Below are 15510 nucleotides of genomic sequence, written 5' to 3'. Positions count from 1 at the left end.
ACGACGGAGTGTTATTAGGATGAGCAAACGTATACCAGATGAACTTTTGGAGCAAATCCAAAAAAACGCAGACATTGTCGAAGTGATTGGAGAATACGTACAGCTTAGAAAACAAGGTCGGAATTATTTCGGTCTTTGTCCATTCCATGGTGAAAATACTCCTTCATTCTCTGTTTCAGCAGATAAGCAAATCTTCCATTGTTTTGGCTGTGGTGCAGGAGGCAATGTATTTTCGTTCCTCAGACAAATGGAAGGCTACTCATTTATTGAAGCCGTTTCACATGTTGCTGATAAGTACCATATTGATTTGCCGGATCATGTAGCGAATGCGCAGATCAGTTCCTCACAGCAAGAGGATACAGCAGATCATAAAATGATTGAGGCGCATGAGCTTCTTAAGAAATTTTACCACCATTTGCTGGTAAATACAAAGGAAGGTCAAAACGCACTCGATTATTTAAGGTCCAGGGGCTTTACGGATGAAACAATTGCCAAGTTCGAGATCGGGTATGCTCTCGACTCGTGGGATTTCGTGACCAAGTTTTTAGAAAAACGAGGGTTTGATCCTGCGATGATGGAGAAGGCTGGTCTTTTGATTCAACGAGAAAACGGCACAGGTTTTTTTGACCGCTTTAGAGATCGTGTCATGTTTCCGATTCATGATCATCACGGGACGGTCGTCGCTTTTTCTGGAAGATCACTTGGTGATCAGCAGCCAAAGTATATGAATAGTCCTGAAACGCCACTTTTTCATAAAAGTAAGCTGCTTTATCACTTTCATGACGCGCGTATGCATATTAGAAAACGCGAACGTGCAGTCCTTTTCGAAGGATTTGCTGACGTCATCTCGGCTGTCACAAGTGGTGTTGGCGAAAGTGTTGCAACAATGGGTACGTCTTTAACAGAAGAGCACGTAAAGCTTCTTAGGCGGAACGTAGAAGAGATCATTTTATGTTATGACTCTGACACGGCCGGGTATGAAGCGACCATGAAAGCATCAGATTTGCTTGGAAAAAGAGGATGTAAAGTTCGCGTTGCCATGATACCAGATGGACTTGATCCAGATGATTACATTCGTAAATATGGCGGCGAGAAATTTAGGAATGACATCATAGATGCAAGTGTGACATTAATGACATTTAAGATGAATTTTTTCCGAAGAGGAAAGAATTTGTCTGACGAAGGAGACCGCCTGACTTACATGAAGCAGGTTCTCCGAGAAATCAGCCGATTAAACGGTTCCTTGGAACAAGAGATTTACATGAAGCAGCTGGCCGGGGAGTTCTCCATTTCACTTGACTCATTAAAGGAGCAATTGGAGCTTTTTGAAAAGCAGCAGCGACAAGAGGCCAAGAGCTCGCAAGAAGAAAATGGGCTTGAAAAGCGGCGTGCACATCTGTCAACACAGGTAAGACGAAAACGTCTAAGGCCGGCATATGAAAACGCAGAGCGAATGCTCCTTGCACATATGTTGAAAAATGATGACGTGATCCGAAAAGTGCTTGATAGGATAGGGTTTGAATTTAATATAGATTCGCACAGAGCGCTGGCAACATACATTTATGCATTGTATGAAGAAGGCAAGGAGCCGACCCCGCAGCATCTGATGAACCGTATAGAAGATGATGTGATCAATCAGCTCCTGACGGATATTTTCATGATTCAAGTTGGAGACGAACTAAGTGAAGCTGAATTAAGTGATTATGTAAAAAAAGTGTTGAATCATCGGAATTTGTCAATGATAAAGGAAAAAGAACTAGAACGTGCAGAGGCGGAGAGGCAAAAAGATTTCTTCAAAGCGGCAACACTTGCAAAAGAAATTATTCAGTTGAACCGTTCGCTGAAGTAATACGTCTACTATTTATGACAAGACTTACGGCTGGCAATGAATCCTTTAATGGGAGGAGCATAAGACCGCAAGCATCTTGCCTTCATCATTATTTATTTTATTCCTATTTGCTCATTCTGTTTGATAGAGAGAGAAAGGCAGAGCAGAAGCAAATCGCAAGTTACTTTAGAATTCGTTGCAAGCTTTGGAAGGAGGGATCCATAATGGCTGATAAACAAGCCCACGAAACTGAAACTGAATTAACCTTTGAACAGGTGAGAGATAAGCTCACTGAAACGGGTAAAAAACGGGGCGTTTTAACATACGAAGAAATTGCAGAGCGTATGTCTAGCTTTGAAATTGAATCAGACCAGATGGATGAATACTATGAATACTTAGGCGAACAGGGTGTAGAACTCATCAGTGAAAACGAAGAGACTGAAGACCCAAATGTTCAGCAGCTGGCTAAGGCAGAAGAGGAATTTGACCTGAATGATTTAAGCGTACCACCAGGTGTCAAAATTAATGATCCTGTTCGTATGTACTTAAAAGAGATCGGGCGCGTCAATTTGCTATCTGCGAAAGAAGAGATTACGTATGCTCAAAAGATTGAAGAAGGCGATGAGGAATCAAAAAGAAGATTAGCGGAAGCGAACCTTCGTCTTGTTGTCAGCATTGCGAAACGTTATGTTGGTCGTGGTATGCTGTTCCTTGACTTAATTCAAGAAGGAAACATGGGGCTCATGAAGGCGGTTGAGAAGTTTGATTACCGCAAAGGATACAAATTCTCAACATATGCGACTTGGTGGATTAGACAGGCGATCACACGTGCGATTGCCGATCAGGCGAGAACAATCCGGATCCCGGTTCATATGGTGGAAACCATTAATAAATTAATCCGTGTCCAAAGACAGCTTCTACAAGATCTAGGTAGAGAACCAACGCCAGAAGAAATTGCGGAAGACATGGATTTAACACCAGAGAAAGTAAGAGAAATTCTTAAAATTGCGCAAGAGCCAGTATCTTTAGAAACACCTATTGGTGAGGAAGATGACTCGCATCTTGGTGATTTTATCGAAGACCAAGATGCGACTTCTCCATCAGACCATGCTGCCTATGAGCTCTTAAAAGAGCAGCTTGAAGATGTATTAGATACGCTAACGGACCGTGAAGAAAATGTGCTGAGACTGCGTTTCGGACTAGATGACGGAAGAACACGCACATTAGAAGAGGTAGGAAAGGTTTTTGGCGTAACAAGAGAGCGTATTCGCCAAATTGAAGCGAAAGCTCTTCGTAAATTAAGACACCCAAGCAGAAGTAAACGATTAAAAGACTTCTTAGAATAGAAACCGGACGGATCTTGAGAGAGATCCGTTCTTTCTTCATCAAAATGAAAACGCTTTTTTGATCTGATTATATTTTACTGAATAACAAATGAATTTGCAACGTTCTTAGAGAAAAGATGTATAAAAAATACATCTAAATGTGCTGAAGGCTTCTTTTCTCATTTTGAATCATTTTTGTCTAATCTGTGAACTTGACCAAAGTTTTGTATCATAATTCGTTTACTTTTTGTAAAATTAAAGTAGAATTAGAATTGTTTGCATAGTCTCAAAGGGGTTTTTCACAAAGGGGAGGATGAAAGAAATGAAACGGAATCCACTTATACCATTCTTATTGATTGCCATTTTAGGTATTGGACTCACTTTTTTCTTATCAATGAAGGGGCTGAAAGATGAAGACAAAATTGCCTCTGGGGGCAAAGAGCAAAAGCAAGAAGAGACCGCAAATGCAACGCCGGAAGAATTGTATAAGCAGAACTGTATTAGCTGTCATGGGGAAAACTACGAAGGTGGCGCTGGTCCTGCATTAAAAGGTGTTGGCGACAAGCTTGAAGTAGCAGACATCAAGAAGAAAATTCAAGAAGGCGGAAATGGGATGCCGGGCGGGCTAATTCCGAATGAAAAGCTCGATGAAATGTCAGAATGGGTATCCAAAATTAAATAATAAAGCGCAAAAAGCTCTTTTTCATCAGAAGAGCTTTTTTCATTTGAAAACGACTTTTAAAAAGTCCATAATTTATATAAGATAGACAAGTATGAACATTAAAGAAAAGTAGTGATATGGATGAATGAAATGAATTTGTCAAAACGATTAAAAAGAGTCGCAGACTTTTTACCAAAAGAGGCGGTCTTTGCTGATATTGGCTCAGATCATGCCTATTTGCCATGTTATGCGATATTACATCATAAAGCATTGAAAGCCATTGCTGGTGAAATTACTGATGGACCACTTCAATCTGCGAAGCAGCAAGTACATAGGCTTGAATTAGATGAGCAGATTTCAGTCAGAAAAGGAAATGGCCTTGAAGTGATTGAAAAAGGCGAGGTAAATGCTGTCACGATTGCAGGGATGGGCGGAGCACTTATTGCAAGCATTCTAAATGAAGGTAAACACAAGCTCACAGGGCAGGAGAGGCTTATTCTTCAGCCTAATATTCATGCCCACCATATTCGTTTATGGCTCTATCAAGAGGGGTATGAATTGATGGATGAAGTGATTTTAGAAGAGGATGGCAAAATATACGAAATCATCATTGCCGAAACTGGCGACAAAGATAAAGCCTATGAAGGCATGTCGATTGAAAAAGGCATGCTCGTTGGTCCGTTTCTTGCCAAAGAGCAAAATGATGTCTTCCGGCGCAAATGGATGAATGAGCTTCAGCACATGGAGCATATAGAAGGCCAGATTCAAAAAGCAGCGCCGACGGAAGAGAACAAAGAACGTCTGAAAGAGCTGAATGCGAAAATAAAAATGCTAAAGGAGGTTTTGACTGTTGGCTAAAACAGTGAACGGGCATGAAATCATCCAATTATTTGAGCAATTCTCACCAAAGGCATATGCGGTGGAAGGTGATAAAATTGGGCTCCAGATTGGAACGCTGAATAAAAAAGTGACCAATGTCATGATCACCTTAGATGTATTAGAAAATGTGGTAGATGAGGCAATTGAGCGGAAGGTGGATCTCATTATTGCCCACCATCCGCCAATTTTCCGTCCATTAAAACATGTGGCGACAGATCAGCCGGCAGGACGGATCATTGAGAAATGCATCAAACATGATATTGCGGTGTATGTAGCACATACAAACCTGGATGTGGCTGATGGAGGAGTCAATGACTTGCTTGCAGAGGCTTTAGAGCTCGGGGAAACAAAAGTGCTAGTTCCAACATACGAAGATCCAATTAAGCAGCTAGCTTTGTATGTCCCAGTGGAATTTGAAGAGGCCATCAGGACGGCTTTAGGAAATGCGGGAGCTGGCCATATTGGCAACTACAGTCATTGCGCTTTTTCAAATGAAGGGACAGGCAGTTTTCTGCCATCAGAAGAAGCTGTGCCATTTATTGGTGAGACGGGTAAATTGGAATTTGTGAAAGAAGTACGAATTGAAACCATTTTCCCAGCGAGTATTGAAAAACAAGTGATTCGTGAAATGATCAAAGCACACCCTTATGAAGAAGTGGCTTACAGTGTACACACGACAGATCTTCCTCCTATTCAAAAAGGCCTTGGCCGTATTGGAGAATTAAAAGAACCTATGACACTTAAAGACTTCACTCAATTTGTGAAAACGAAGTTAGATGTGAATGGAGCGCGTTTTGTAGGAGATCAGGAAGCGGTCGTGAAAAAAGTAGCTGTGCTTGGAGGAGACGGAAATAAATATATCCATCAAGCGAAAAGAATGGGTGCAGATGTGTACGTGACTGGCGACCTTTATTTCCATGTCGCTCACGATGCCATGATGCTCGGACTGAATGTAGTGGACCCAGGTCATTACGCAGAAAAGATCATGAAAGAGGGCGTGAAGACAAAGCTAGAATCGCTATGTACAGATAAAAAATATGATGTGCAATTCTTTGTATCAGAATCAAACACAAATCCGTTTCAATTTGTGTAAATAAAAACGTCAGAGCATAGCAGCTCTGACGTTTTTTTATTTCTTTGTTTTCACGCGAGGTAATATCTTAGAAAGAGGAACCGTCCGTTCAATTTTCCATGTCGATTCATCATCAGGTTCGTAGTTTTCTAAGAAACGAATGACTTCTTTTGTAATAGGTGTTGGTGTGGAAGCACCTGCAGTAACGGCAACTGTTTTTACCCCTTGGAGCCATTCAAGCTTTAACTCACTGAGATCACCAATTCGGTAAGCCTGCGTTCCTGCAATCTCCATTGACACTTGCGCCAGACGATTTGAGTTATTGCTTTTTGGATCGCCGACCACAATGGTCAGATCGGCTTGGCCTGCTTGCTGTGACACAGCTTCCTGACGTACCTGTGTCGCAAGGCAGATTTCTTGATGGTACTCGACGTGAGGGTATTTTTCTTTAATGAGCTCCATCAGATCATGAACATCCCACTGAGACATTGTCGTCTGATTGGTGATGAGTAGTTTATCTGACGTTAAATCGAGCGCTTTAATATCAGCTTCTGTTTCGACAAGGTGCACTTTGTCAGGTGCAACACCGACGGCTCCTTCTGGCTCAGGGTGCCCCTTTTTCCCGATATAAATAATGTCATATCCATCAGCTGTTTTTTCTGAAATGAGTTCATGTGTTTTCGTGACATCTGGACACGTCGCATCAATGGCGACAAGGCCTTTTTCTTCTGCAATTTGACGGACTTCAGGAGATACGCCGTGAGCGGTGAAAATCACTGTGCCACTTTCAACCTGTTTTAAAATATCTAGACGGTTTGGTCCGTCCAGTGTGTAAATTCCATCTTCTTCGAAGGCATCTGTGACATGTTTGTTGTGCACAATCATACCTAATATATAAATTGGGCGTGGCAAGTTTTTATCAAGTGCGGCATTTTTAGCAATGACCATTGCATCTACAACGCCATAGCAATAGCCACGCGGCGAAATTTTAATTACATTCATTTATTCGTCCTCCTGTAGGGAAGTGCTGCTAGAGAAGAACAATATAAAAAGCCGTGAAAAACGGCTTTTGATCATTCTCTTCCTTCATTATAGCCAAAGTAAGCGCATATATCAAAGATTGTTATACATGGGAAACACTTCGCCTTTAAAAGATCACTAGACATATAGTTTCGGAATGGAACTGCCCGATCTTTTTTTCGGTTTTGCTTCAGGAGCAGCTGATGTGTATACAGTGTTTTTTTTGACAAGGATGTCCTCTGGTTCTTCTTCTTTTCCTTCTTCTATTTCATCATCAACTGGTTCTTGCGGAACGTCTGTTTCTGCAGTGATTTCTTTTGGTTCTTCGTCTGCATCATTCGTATTTGTTTCATCATCATCCGCACTGCCAAGCTGGCTATAGAGTTTAATCATGGCAGGCAAATTTCTGACTAAAGGACCGTATTGCTGAATCATAGGCGTGAATTGCTGCGCCATTCCGAGTACTTTTTGAACATTTCCTAACATGCTTGAAAGGTTCGCAGGGTTTGCGAAGCTCTGGATTCCTTGTAATCCCGCACCACCTCCAGCTCCAGAGATCCCTGCTCCTCCAGCTCCAGGAAGAAATTTTGCCAGCATGCCCTTAATTCCGGCTCCGCCGCCTAGTGCTCGGCTTTCGCCTCCAGGAATGCCACCCATCCCGCGTAGACCGCCGCCTTGTACAGACGGAGAGCGAGGCATCATTTGTTGAAATTGGTTGCCTTGCCCTTGAAAAGGCTGTTCGATCGGAGCCTGCTGTCTCCGTTGAAAAATCCCGGGCTGACCGCCATTTCCAAGGTGCCGGCGTGAGGGACGATGCGGCTGAAAATCGCCCATAGGCCTTTGCCCTAACATACTTGTACCTCCCTTACTGCATTCTCTTTCTCTTCATAGGTTATGCAGGGAAGTATCATTTGGTTTCCTGTGAGAAAAGCGGACATGGTTTTTTTGCTGAAAATCAGCTATAATGAGGAGATGAGCAAAAAGGCATTGCCTTAAGGAGTGAAAACATGAAAGAAACGAAATTTACGACATATGAATTAAAGTCTTTTATTATAGATGCTATTCATGAACTGGGCTTTTATGAGCCGACTGATATTCAAAAAAGAATCATCCCTGCTGTTTTAAAAGGTGAAAGCGTGATTGGACAGTCACAAACAGGGACAGGGAAAACCCATGCGTATTTATTGCCGCTTATTCATTCAATTGATCCAAGCAAAGAGCAAGTACAAGTGGTCATTACTGCACCAACACGAGAATTAGCGAATCAAATTTTTAAAGAAGCACAAACGATCTTAAAAAATACGTCTCCAGAAGAAGAAATCAAGGCAAAGCTTTACATTGGCGGAACGGACAAGCAGAAATCCATTCAAAAGCTAAAGAATCAGCCGCACTTAGTGGTCGGCACTCCTGGACGTATTGCTGATCTTATTCATGAGCAAGCGCTGAATGTGTACAAAGCAACATCTCTTGTCATTGATGAAGCAGACCTTATGCTAGATATGGGCTTTTTAGAAGATGTGGATCGTATTGGTTCACAAATGCCAGAACAGTTGCAAATGCTCGTGTTCTCAGCAACTATCCCAGAAAAATTAAAACCTTTCCTCAAAAAATATATGGATAATCCGAAATATGCACATGTTGAACCGAAACGCATTACGGCTGAAAACATTCAGCATATTTTAGTTCCATCTAAACAACGTGATAAATTAAAATTACTTCATGAAATGGTGACGAATGTACAGCCTTATTTAGGGATCATCTTTGCCAATACAAAATCAACTGTTGATGAAATTGCCTCATTCCTACAGGAAAAAGGAATGAAAATCGGGGTGCTTCATGGCGGTTTAACGCCTCGTGAACGTAAAAAAGTGATGAAACAAATTGAAGATTTGGAGTTCACATATATTGTGGCATCTGATCTTGCTGCCCGCGGGATTGATATTAAGGGCGTCAGCCACGTGATTAACTATGAGCTCCCATCCGATCTTGATTTTTATGTTCACCGTGTGGGAAGAACGGCTCGCGCTGGTTCATCTGGCATTGCAATGACCATTTATGATCTCGCTGATGAGGATGCACTCGTTCAAATTGAAAAAATGGGTGTTGTGTTTGAAAACAAAACGATTGTTCATGGCGAATGGCGAGATGCAGATGATCGTTTGAAGCGTCAAAGACGTAAAAAAGCACCAAATGAAATTGAAGAAAAAGCAAAACGCCTTGTCAGAAAACCGAAAGCCGTCAAACCTGGATATAAAAAGAAAATGACACGTGAGATGGATAAGATCAAAAGACAAGAACGTAGAAAGTCAAAGCGTAACGGAAAGTAGGGGGACACATTGTTGAAGATTGGATCACATGTATCCATGAGCGGAAAACATATGCTACTTGCAGCGAGTGAGGAAGCTGCCTCTTATGGTTCAAATACTTTTATGATTTATACAGGTGCACCGCAAAATACGCGCCGTAAAAAAATTGAAGATCTCAATATTGAAGCTGGACAAGCGCATATGAAAGAGCATGGTATGACAGATATCGTCGTTCATGCACCGTATATTATCAATATTGGGAACACAGTGAATCCAGCGACATTTGAGCTTGGAGTGGATTTCCTTCGCTCTGAGATAGAGCGTACAGAAGCGCTAGGTGCAAGACAAATTGTTCTTCATCCAGGTGCGCATGTCGGAGCAGGTGCAGATGCTGGAATTCAAAAAATCATTGAAGGTCTCAATGAAGTCATTGTGAAGGGGCAGGAGGTTCAAATTGCGCTGGAAACAATGGCGGGAAAAGGATCAGAGTGCGGAAGAAGCTTTGAAGAGCTTGCTCAAATTATTGACGGTGTGACACATAACGAAGCACTTTCTGTCTGCTTTGATACGTGTCACACGCACGATGCTGGTTATCCCATTGTGAGTGATTTTGATGGAGTATTAGAAGAATTTGATCGAATTGTTGGGATCGACCGAATCAAAGTTCTTCATATTAATGATAGTAAAAATGTACAAGGCGCAAGAAAAGACCGACATGAAAATATCGGTTTCGGAGAAATTGGTTTTGATGCCCTGAGCTATATCGTTCATCATCCACAGCTTCAAGATGTGCCGAAGATTCTAGAAACGCCTTATGTAGGTGAAGATAAAAAGAACAAGAAACCACCTTATAAATTCGAAATTGCGATGCTGAAAGAAAAGCAATTTGATGAAGGTTTACTAGATAAGATTACGGGTCAATAAAAAGTGCATGCAATGTGATGAGGTGCCGCTAAATGCGGCCCTTTTTTGCCTAATTTGTGAACTGATTAAACAGATCGTTGACGGTCTGTGCAGTTTGTTTAGACGTAATCGCTTCTACTTGCTTAAGCAGCCGGTTGCGCTCTGCATCATTAAAAATATTGACGTTTTTCCCATTCATGAGTTTGGCGACCTCAGCAGCCTGATTGGATGTTAAACTGACCCCGTACTGTTTCGCATACCTTAACAAATCATTTGCTGTGATCTGATTCAGACGCTGCAACACAATTTTTTGAATTAAAATCAATTCCATTCCTCCCCTCTGTATCAATGTATGGGCGAAAACGGAAAATGTGCAAAAAATTTTATTTTACTCTGTGAAATGATAAAATAGTAAAGTGAATAAAATGTTCATTGAAAACTAAACATGTGTAGAAGGGAGAACGTATGGCAAATAGTAAACAGCATAGAAAGGAATCAGTGCCTCATTTTATTTTGAGAATTTTTCTGATTCTAGTAGGAGCTGCATGTGCAGCAGTCAGCATTGAATTATTTTTAGTGCCAAACAATATTATTGATGGAGGCATCATCGGTATTTCGCTTATTTTGGATTATCTTTTTACGGATAACCCATTCATTAATTTCGCGACGATTGTTGTCATTTTAAATATTCCATTTATGATATCAGGATACAAACATATTGGGAAAACCTTCTTGATTTCCACTGTGATTGGGATTGTCAGCTTGGCCGTGATTGAATCTTCACTCCATCATGTAGAAGCATTTACGACGCAGCCGATTTTAGCTACTGTATTTGGGGGGCTGTTACTCGGGTTTGGCGTTGGGCTTGTGATACGGAATGGAGGCTCAATGGACGGAACGGAAATCTTAGGAATTCTTCTGACGAAAAAAATTCCTTTCTCCGTCGGTGAGTTTGTCATGATCGTCAATGTGTTCATTTTTATTTGGGCGGGCTTTGTCTTCGGACCGGAGCAAGCTATGTATTCTGTCATGACATATTATTTGGCAATGAAAACAATTGATGCTGTCATTCAAGGACTAGATGAAACAAAAGCTGTCATTATCGTTTCGGATTATTATGATGAAATTTCAGATGCGATCCTTCATCGTCTCGGCAGGGGAACGACCAAGCTTAGAGGAAAAGGCGGTTATACCGATGAAGAAAAAGATGTCATTTACGCCGTCGTGACAAGACTTGAAATTACGAAGCTGAAATCTATCGTGTTTGAAATTGATGGTCAAGCCTTTATTACGATTATGGATACGCATGAAACAAAAGGCGGTAAATTCAAAACAGCCATTCATTAGCTTTTATTTTACTTTTTTATCTTTCTTTTATATAATGAAATGTATGTATGGACAAAGAAAATGGCTTTTGCCATTTTCTTTTTGTTGTATAAATCGTAATCATTCTTTTTATATTGGATTAAAGGTGGAAAGATTTATGGCAAAGCCAATTATTGAAATGAAGGATATTTCGTATTCATATGGACAGCGAAATGTCATCGATCACATTCATTTAACAGTAGAGGAAGGAAACTTTCTAGCACTTGTTGGACCGAATGGATCTGGTAAAACAACCTTATTAAAATGCCTGCTTGGCTTGATTAAACCACAGCAGGGAGAATTGAAGCTCTTTGGCACACCTGCTCAAAAATTTAAAGACTGGGATCAAATTGGATTTGTTTCTCAAAAGGCGAATAGCTTTAATACAGGGTTTCCTGCTTCTGTATACGAGGTCGTGGCAAGTGGTTTAACGGCGAAGATTGGTTTATTCAAACGCATGACTAAGCAAGATAAGCTTCAAGTAGATGAGGCCATACGCTCAGTTGGCATACAAGACTTAAAACACCAAAACATTGGTGAGCTTTCAGGCGGTCAGCAGCAGCGTACATTTATTGCCCGTGCGCTCGTCAGTCAGCCGAAGCTGCTCATTTTAGATGAGCCGACTGTGGGTGTAGACCAAAGAACAGTAGAGGGCTTTTATCAGCTGTTAGAAACATTGAACAAAGAAAAAGGAATGTCTTTAATTCTCGTTACACATGACGTAGGAACCGTTTCTGACAAAGTCACGCATGTGGCTTGTTTAAATCAGACACTTCATTTTCATGGAGATGCGGAAACGTTTGATTCGATGGATGATCAGGCGCTTTCTCAGTTTTACGGGCATGACATTCAAGTGATTCATCACGATCATCACCATCATGGGGGACATGAATAATGCTATTTCCATTTTTTCATTATGAATTTTTACAAAATGCGTTTATCGCAGGGATGCTGATCGGCTTTATTGCGCCCTTACTTGGTGTATTTATTGTCGTGAGAAGGCTCTCTCTCATCGCAGATGCGCTTAGTCACGTGTCACTTGCTGGGATAGCGGCAAGTTTATTCCTTGATAAAAAATTTGGACTTTTGACAGGGGTTAGCCCGCTTTACTTAGGAATGGCTTTTTCTGTGGCTGGCTCATTGTTTATTGAACGTCTGCGCTCTGTGTATAAACATTATCAGGAGCTGGCGATTCCCATTATTTTATCAGGTGGTATTGGGATCTCTGTTATTTTCATTTCACTTGCAAATGGTTTTAATACAGATTTGTTCAGCTATTTGTTTGGAAGTGTCAGTGCGGTTTCAAGGCTCGATCTTTGGATTATTGTTGGGATCTCACTTGTTGTTGTATTAGTGGTTGTGCTCTTGTATAAAGAATTGTTTTTGCTTTCTTTTGATGAAGAACATGCGAAGGCTTCTGGTATTTCAGCGAAGTGGATTCATTTTATTTTTATTTTAGTTGTTGCACTTGTCATCGCAGCATCGATGCGTATTGTCGGTACACTCCTAGTGTCGGCACTCATGACACTGCCTGTTGCGGCAAGTATTCGGATTGCCAAAGGGTTTAAACAGGCGATTTTCCTTTCCATCTTATTTGGGGAATTGTCTGTCATGGTCGGCTTGATTTTAAGTTATTATCTTGATTTAGCGCCGGGTGGAACCATTGTGATGCTGTCTATTTTGATTTTAATCGGGTGTATTAGTATTGGGAAATTCAGAAGGGGGAATCATCATGAACGTACAAGAAGCGCTTGATTTATTAAAGGAAAAAGGCTATAAATATACAAGCAAACGTGAAGATATGCTTCAATTGTTTTCTGATTCTGATAAATACTTGACCGCTAAAAATGTATTAACAGCATTAAGTGAAGATTACCCAGGGCTTAGTTTTGATACGATTTATCGAAACCTGTCTTTATATGAAGATCTTGGGATATTAGAGACAACGGAATTATCAGGGGAGAAACTGTTCCGTTTTAAATGTTCGTTTTCCCATCATCATCATCACTTTATTTGTTTGACATGCGGTAAAACAAAGGAAATCGACGCTTGCCCTATGGACAAGCTTGATGCTGATCTAGAGGATTATCACATTAGCGGACATAAATTTGAGATTTACGGAACGTGTCCTTCTTGCGAACCGAAGGAAGTTCATTCATGAAAGAAGCCAGCCGATGGGCTGGCTTTTTGTTTTGTCATGTTGAAAACGTTTTACAAAGGATAGCTGTTTCATTAAAATGAGAACAACAGATCATCTATAGAAGCAGATTTGAGTCTTTAGAAATAGGGGGAGGGGTCAAAAGTGGCGTATTATATCGTATTCGATGTAGGCGGGACAAAAACAAAGCACGGGGTCATGAATCGAAATGGTGAGCTGATCACGAGCGGCGACTACGAAACAAACTGCCGGCAGCTTAAGCGGTTTTTAGAGGACATGGAGAACGTGGTGAAAGAGTATCAAAGGACTTGGGATATCAAAGGGATTGCGATGAGTCTTCCGGGGTTTGTTGACAGTCAAACGGGTTATACGGAATTTGCAGGAGCGATTATTGCTTTAAATGGCCAAAATGTCAAAACACTTTTGGAAGAAAAAACATCACTTCGTGTAGAAGTAGAAAATGATGCGAACTGTGCAGCTCTGGCTGAAAAATTTAGTGGTCATGCGAAAGAGTGTGACAGCTTTATATGTATGACGCTTGGGACTGGTGTCGGCGGTGGTATTTTTGCTGGTGGCGAGCTTGTGCGCGGTGCCTCTTTTCGCGGCGGTGAATTTGGCATGATGCTGACAGAAACAGAAAACGGTCAGTTTACCACACTCAACAGCAGTGCTTCGACAGCTGGATTGATACGAAGCTACAAAGAGCAGCAAGGAATTCCACAAAGTCAGCAAATCGACGGTCAAGAAATCTTTGAAAAAGCCAAGCAAGATCCGGCCATTGAGAAGATGATCGATAAGTGGTACAAGCGAATCGCAATTGGCATTTACAATGTGGCAACAGTTCTCAATCCAGAGAAAATCCTCATTGGCGGGGGCGTGAGTGCAAGGCCCGATTTGATTCCAAACATTGAGAAACATTTACATACTTTGCATGCATGGAAAAACATACAGGTGACACTGGAAACGTGCTATTACTTCAATCAGGCAGGTATGATGGGTGCACTTTATCATTTTTTAATAAAAGAAGGACATCATCGTACAATCAAAAAGCCGATACATTAAACTGATCGGCTTCAGCGCGCAGACAAACCCTCGCATTCTTTGTCAGTCCTGCGTGCTGGTGCTCACGAATGTTACATTCGCTCCGCGCCAGTACTCGTCCTTCCTAGGGCTGCAAAGGTTTTCTATCACGCTGAAACGAAGACAAAGGGCTAAAATAAAGTTCATTTTAGCCCTTTGTCAACAATCTGAAGCCGATACATTAAAAACGTATCGGCTTTTGATCTGTTTTAGTAAGCAGTTTGCAGACGCTTTTCATACTGTTTGATCCATTGGGATGCTTCTTGCCAATTATTCACGCGAATGATCCGTTCATCAATTGGCATTTGATTATACGGTGAGTTAAACAGAATCACTGGAATGTCAGCTTCTTTTGCAATCATTGTGGCATTGCCATGATGATCTTCAAAAAACACATCGATCTTATGTTTTTGAACAGCTTCCACCTTATGATGTCCGCCAACAAGCTCGATATCGTCATAATGGACATGATTCTCCTCAAACCATTTGTAGGTGATGTCTGAGTGATGCTGCCTTCTGGCTGTGATATAAATCAATTGATGATGATGTTTCATTTGATTGAGGATTTCTTTTGCACCCTCGGCAGGCTTTGCCTGTTTATAAATAAGAGGCTCATACTCATTCATCCAGCCCCAAAATTCTTCATTTGAAATCTTTAAAAGCTTCGTCAAATCATATTCCGTCATATCATCTAGTGTGATGTCACATTGAAACGACTCATTTAAGTAGGGGACAAAGGTGTCCTGCGCCGTGACTGTGCCATCGATATCAATTCCTAAACGTAACATGCCCACACTCCTCATATTTATCCTCTTAAAGTGTAACATAATCAATTCACAATTCCAGCAAGTTTTAGCAAACATGAAACAGACATTTTTGCTCATACTAAAAAAGCTCCTTTCTATTAACCAAA

At 41.1% G+C, this 15510-nt stretch carries 16 protein-coding genes; 12 read left to right on the top strand and 4 right to left on the bottom strand.

Going from position 1 to position 15510, the window contains the following annotated elements:
• Positions 1-19 precede the first annotated feature (19 nt).
• From dnaG to ACRRMM_RS02670, 5 genes are all read left to right on the top strand, one after another.
• A complete protein-coding gene (gene dnaG / locus ACRRMM_RS02690; protein ID WP_008342393.1) occupies positions 20-1849 on the top strand; it encodes a DNA primase in 1830 nt (609 codons plus the stop codon).
• 203 nt (positions 1850-2052) lie between these two features.
• Positions 2053-3174: an RNA polymerase sigma factor RpoD gene (gene rpoD / locus ACRRMM_RS02685; RefSeq protein ID WP_326136234.1), complete on the top strand. Its 1122-nt coding sequence runs from the start codon at positions 2053-2055 to the stop codon at positions 3172-3174.
• A gap of 301 nt (positions 3175-3475) precedes the next feature.
• Positions 3476-3835 carry a cytochrome c550 gene (cccA, locus tag ACRRMM_RS02680; RefSeq protein ID WP_008342390.1) on the top strand — a complete coding sequence of 120 codons (360 nt, stop codon included), beginning with the start codon at positions 3476-3478 and terminating at the stop codon, positions 3833-3835.
• A 120-nt stretch (positions 3836-3955) separates the two neighbouring features.
• Positions 3956-4672, top strand: coding sequence for a tRNA (adenine(22)-N(1))-methyltransferase (locus tag ACRRMM_RS02675; protein WP_017367620.1), 717 nt, complete (start codon positions 3956-3958; stop codon positions 4670-4672).
• The gene (locus ACRRMM_RS02670) at positions 4665-5786 is read left to right on the top strand and encodes a Nif3-like dinuclear metal center hexameric protein (RefSeq protein WP_048001530.1); all 1122 of its coding nucleotides are present in this window, start codon (positions 4665-4667) and stop codon (positions 5784-5786) included. Before ACRRMM_RS02675 ends, ACRRMM_RS02670 begins: the two co-directional genes overlap by 8 nt.
• A 36-nt stretch (positions 5787-5822) precedes the next feature.
• Here ACRRMM_RS02670 and ACRRMM_RS02665 read toward each other — a convergent pair whose 3' ends face one another.
• Positions 5823-6767 carry a 4-hydroxy-3-methylbut-2-enyl diphosphate reductase gene (locus ACRRMM_RS02665; RefSeq protein ID WP_007501283.1) on the bottom strand — a complete coding sequence of 315 codons (945 nt, stop codon included), beginning with the start codon at positions 6765-6767 and terminating at the stop codon, positions 5823-5825.
• 156 nt (positions 6768-6923) lie between these two features.
• Positions 6924-7637, bottom strand: coding sequence for a VrrA/YqfQ family protein (gene vrrA, locus ACRRMM_RS02660; protein WP_076822217.1), 714 nt, complete (start codon positions 7635-7637; stop codon positions 6924-6926).
• 155 nt (positions 7638-7792) lie between these two features.
• Between vrrA and ACRRMM_RS02655 the strand changes: the two genes are divergently transcribed.
• Both ACRRMM_RS02655 and ACRRMM_RS02650 read left to right on the top strand, forming a co-directional pair.
• Positions 7793-9112 carry a DEAD/DEAH box helicase gene (locus tag ACRRMM_RS02655; RefSeq protein ID WP_048001533.1) on the top strand — a complete coding sequence of 440 codons (1320 nt, stop codon included), beginning with the start codon at positions 7793-7795 and terminating at the stop codon, positions 9110-9112.
• A 9-nt stretch (positions 9113-9121) separates the two neighbouring features.
• Positions 9122-10015, top strand: a complete 894-nt coding sequence (locus ACRRMM_RS02650; RefSeq protein ID WP_017358005.1) for a deoxyribonuclease IV — start codon at positions 9122-9124, stop codon at positions 10013-10015.
• Positions 10016-10064: 49 nt separating this feature from the next.
• On the opposite strand, the gene ACRRMM_RS02645 is transcribed toward ACRRMM_RS02650, so the two are convergent.
• Positions 10065-10319: a DUF2624 domain-containing protein gene (locus tag ACRRMM_RS02645; protein WP_008342377.1), complete on the bottom strand. Its 255-nt coding sequence runs from the start codon at positions 10317-10319 to the stop codon at positions 10065-10067.
• Positions 10320-10459: 140 nt separating this feature from the next.
• Here ACRRMM_RS02645 and ACRRMM_RS02640 point away from each other — a divergent pair, with 140 nt between their 5' ends.
• From ACRRMM_RS02640 to ACRRMM_RS02620, 5 genes are all read left to right on the top strand, one after another.
• A complete protein-coding gene (locus tag ACRRMM_RS02640) occupies positions 10460-11341 on the top strand; it encodes a YitT family protein (RefSeq protein ID WP_008342375.1) in 882 nt (293 codons plus the stop codon).
• Positions 11342-11477: 136 nt separating this feature from the next.
• Positions 11478-12254, top strand: a complete 777-nt coding sequence (locus ACRRMM_RS02635) for a metal ABC transporter ATP-binding protein (RefSeq protein ID WP_017367616.1) — start codon at positions 11478-11480, stop codon at positions 12252-12254.
• Positions 12254-13114 (top strand): metal ABC transporter permease, encoded by an 861-nt coding sequence (locus ACRRMM_RS02630; RefSeq protein WP_007501274.1) that lies wholly within the window; start codon positions 12254-12256, stop codon positions 13112-13114. The genes ACRRMM_RS02635 and ACRRMM_RS02630 overlap by 1 nt, the downstream gene beginning before the upstream one ends.
• Positions 13092-13520 carry a Fur family transcriptional regulator gene (locus ACRRMM_RS02625; protein WP_003217433.1) on the top strand — a complete coding sequence of 143 codons (429 nt, stop codon included), beginning with the start codon at positions 13092-13094 and terminating at the stop codon, positions 13518-13520. The genes ACRRMM_RS02630 and ACRRMM_RS02625 overlap by 23 nt, the downstream gene beginning before the upstream one ends.
• A gap of 141 nt (positions 13521-13661) precedes the next feature.
• Positions 13662-14579, top strand: coding sequence for an ROK family protein (locus ACRRMM_RS02620; RefSeq protein WP_008342363.1), 918 nt, complete (start codon positions 13662-13664; stop codon positions 14577-14579).
• A 227-nt stretch (positions 14580-14806) separates the two neighbouring features.
• Here ACRRMM_RS02620 and ACRRMM_RS02615 read toward each other — a convergent pair whose 3' ends face one another.
• Positions 14807-15385, bottom strand: a complete 579-nt coding sequence (locus ACRRMM_RS02615) for a 5' nucleotidase, NT5C type (protein ID WP_008342361.1) — start codon at positions 15383-15385, stop codon at positions 14807-14809.
• Positions 15386-15510: the final 125 nt, after the last annotated feature.

It is taken from the genome of Bacillus sp. XT-4, assembly GCF_050864245.1.
Lineage (GTDB): Bacteria > Bacillota > Bacilli > Bacillales > Bacillaceae > Bacillus > Bacillus altitudinis.
The sequence above is the reverse complement of the archived record's forward strand: the minus strand, read 5'-3'. Positions and strand labels throughout refer to the sequence as shown.

Coding starts and splice junctions, on each gene's coding strand:
- dnaG (WP_008342393.1), top strand. CDS start 20: ATGAGCAAACGTATACCAGATGAACTTTTGGAGCAAATCCAAAAAAAC.
- rpoD (WP_326136234.1), top strand. CDS start 2,053: ATGGCTGATAAACAAGCCCACGAAACTGAAACTGAATTAACCTTTGAA.
- cccA (WP_008342390.1), top strand. CDS start 3,476: ATGAAACGGAATCCACTTATACCATTCTTATTGATTGCCATTTTAGGT.
- ACRRMM_RS02675 (WP_017367620.1), top strand. CDS start 3,956: ATGAATGAAATGAATTTGTCAAAACGATTAAAAAGAGTCGCAGACTTT.
- ACRRMM_RS02665 (WP_007501283.1), bottom strand. CDS start 6,767: ATGAATGTAATTAAAATTTCGCCGCGTGGCTATTGCTATGGCGTTGTA.
- vrrA (WP_076822217.1), bottom strand. CDS start 7,637: ATGTTAGGGCAAAGGCCTATGGGCGATTTTCAGCCGCATCGTCCCTCA.
- ACRRMM_RS02655 (WP_048001533.1), top strand. CDS start 7,793: ATGAAAGAAACGAAATTTACGACATATGAATTAAAGTCTTTTATTATA.
- ACRRMM_RS02640 (WP_008342375.1), top strand. CDS start 10,460: ATGGCAAATAGTAAACAGCATAGAAAGGAATCAGTGCCTCATTTTATT.
- ACRRMM_RS02635 (WP_017367616.1), top strand. CDS start 11,478: ATGGCAAAGCCAATTATTGAAATGAAGGATATTTCGTATTCATATGGA.
- ACRRMM_RS02630 (WP_007501274.1), top strand. CDS start 12,254: ATGCTATTTCCATTTTTTCATTATGAATTTTTACAAAATGCGTTTATC.
- ACRRMM_RS02625 (WP_003217433.1), top strand. CDS start 13,092: ATGAACGTACAAGAAGCGCTTGATTTATTAAAGGAAAAAGGCTATAAA.
- ACRRMM_RS02615 (WP_008342361.1), bottom strand. CDS start 15,385: ATGTTACGTTTAGGAATTGATATCGATGGCACAGTCACGGCGCAGGAC.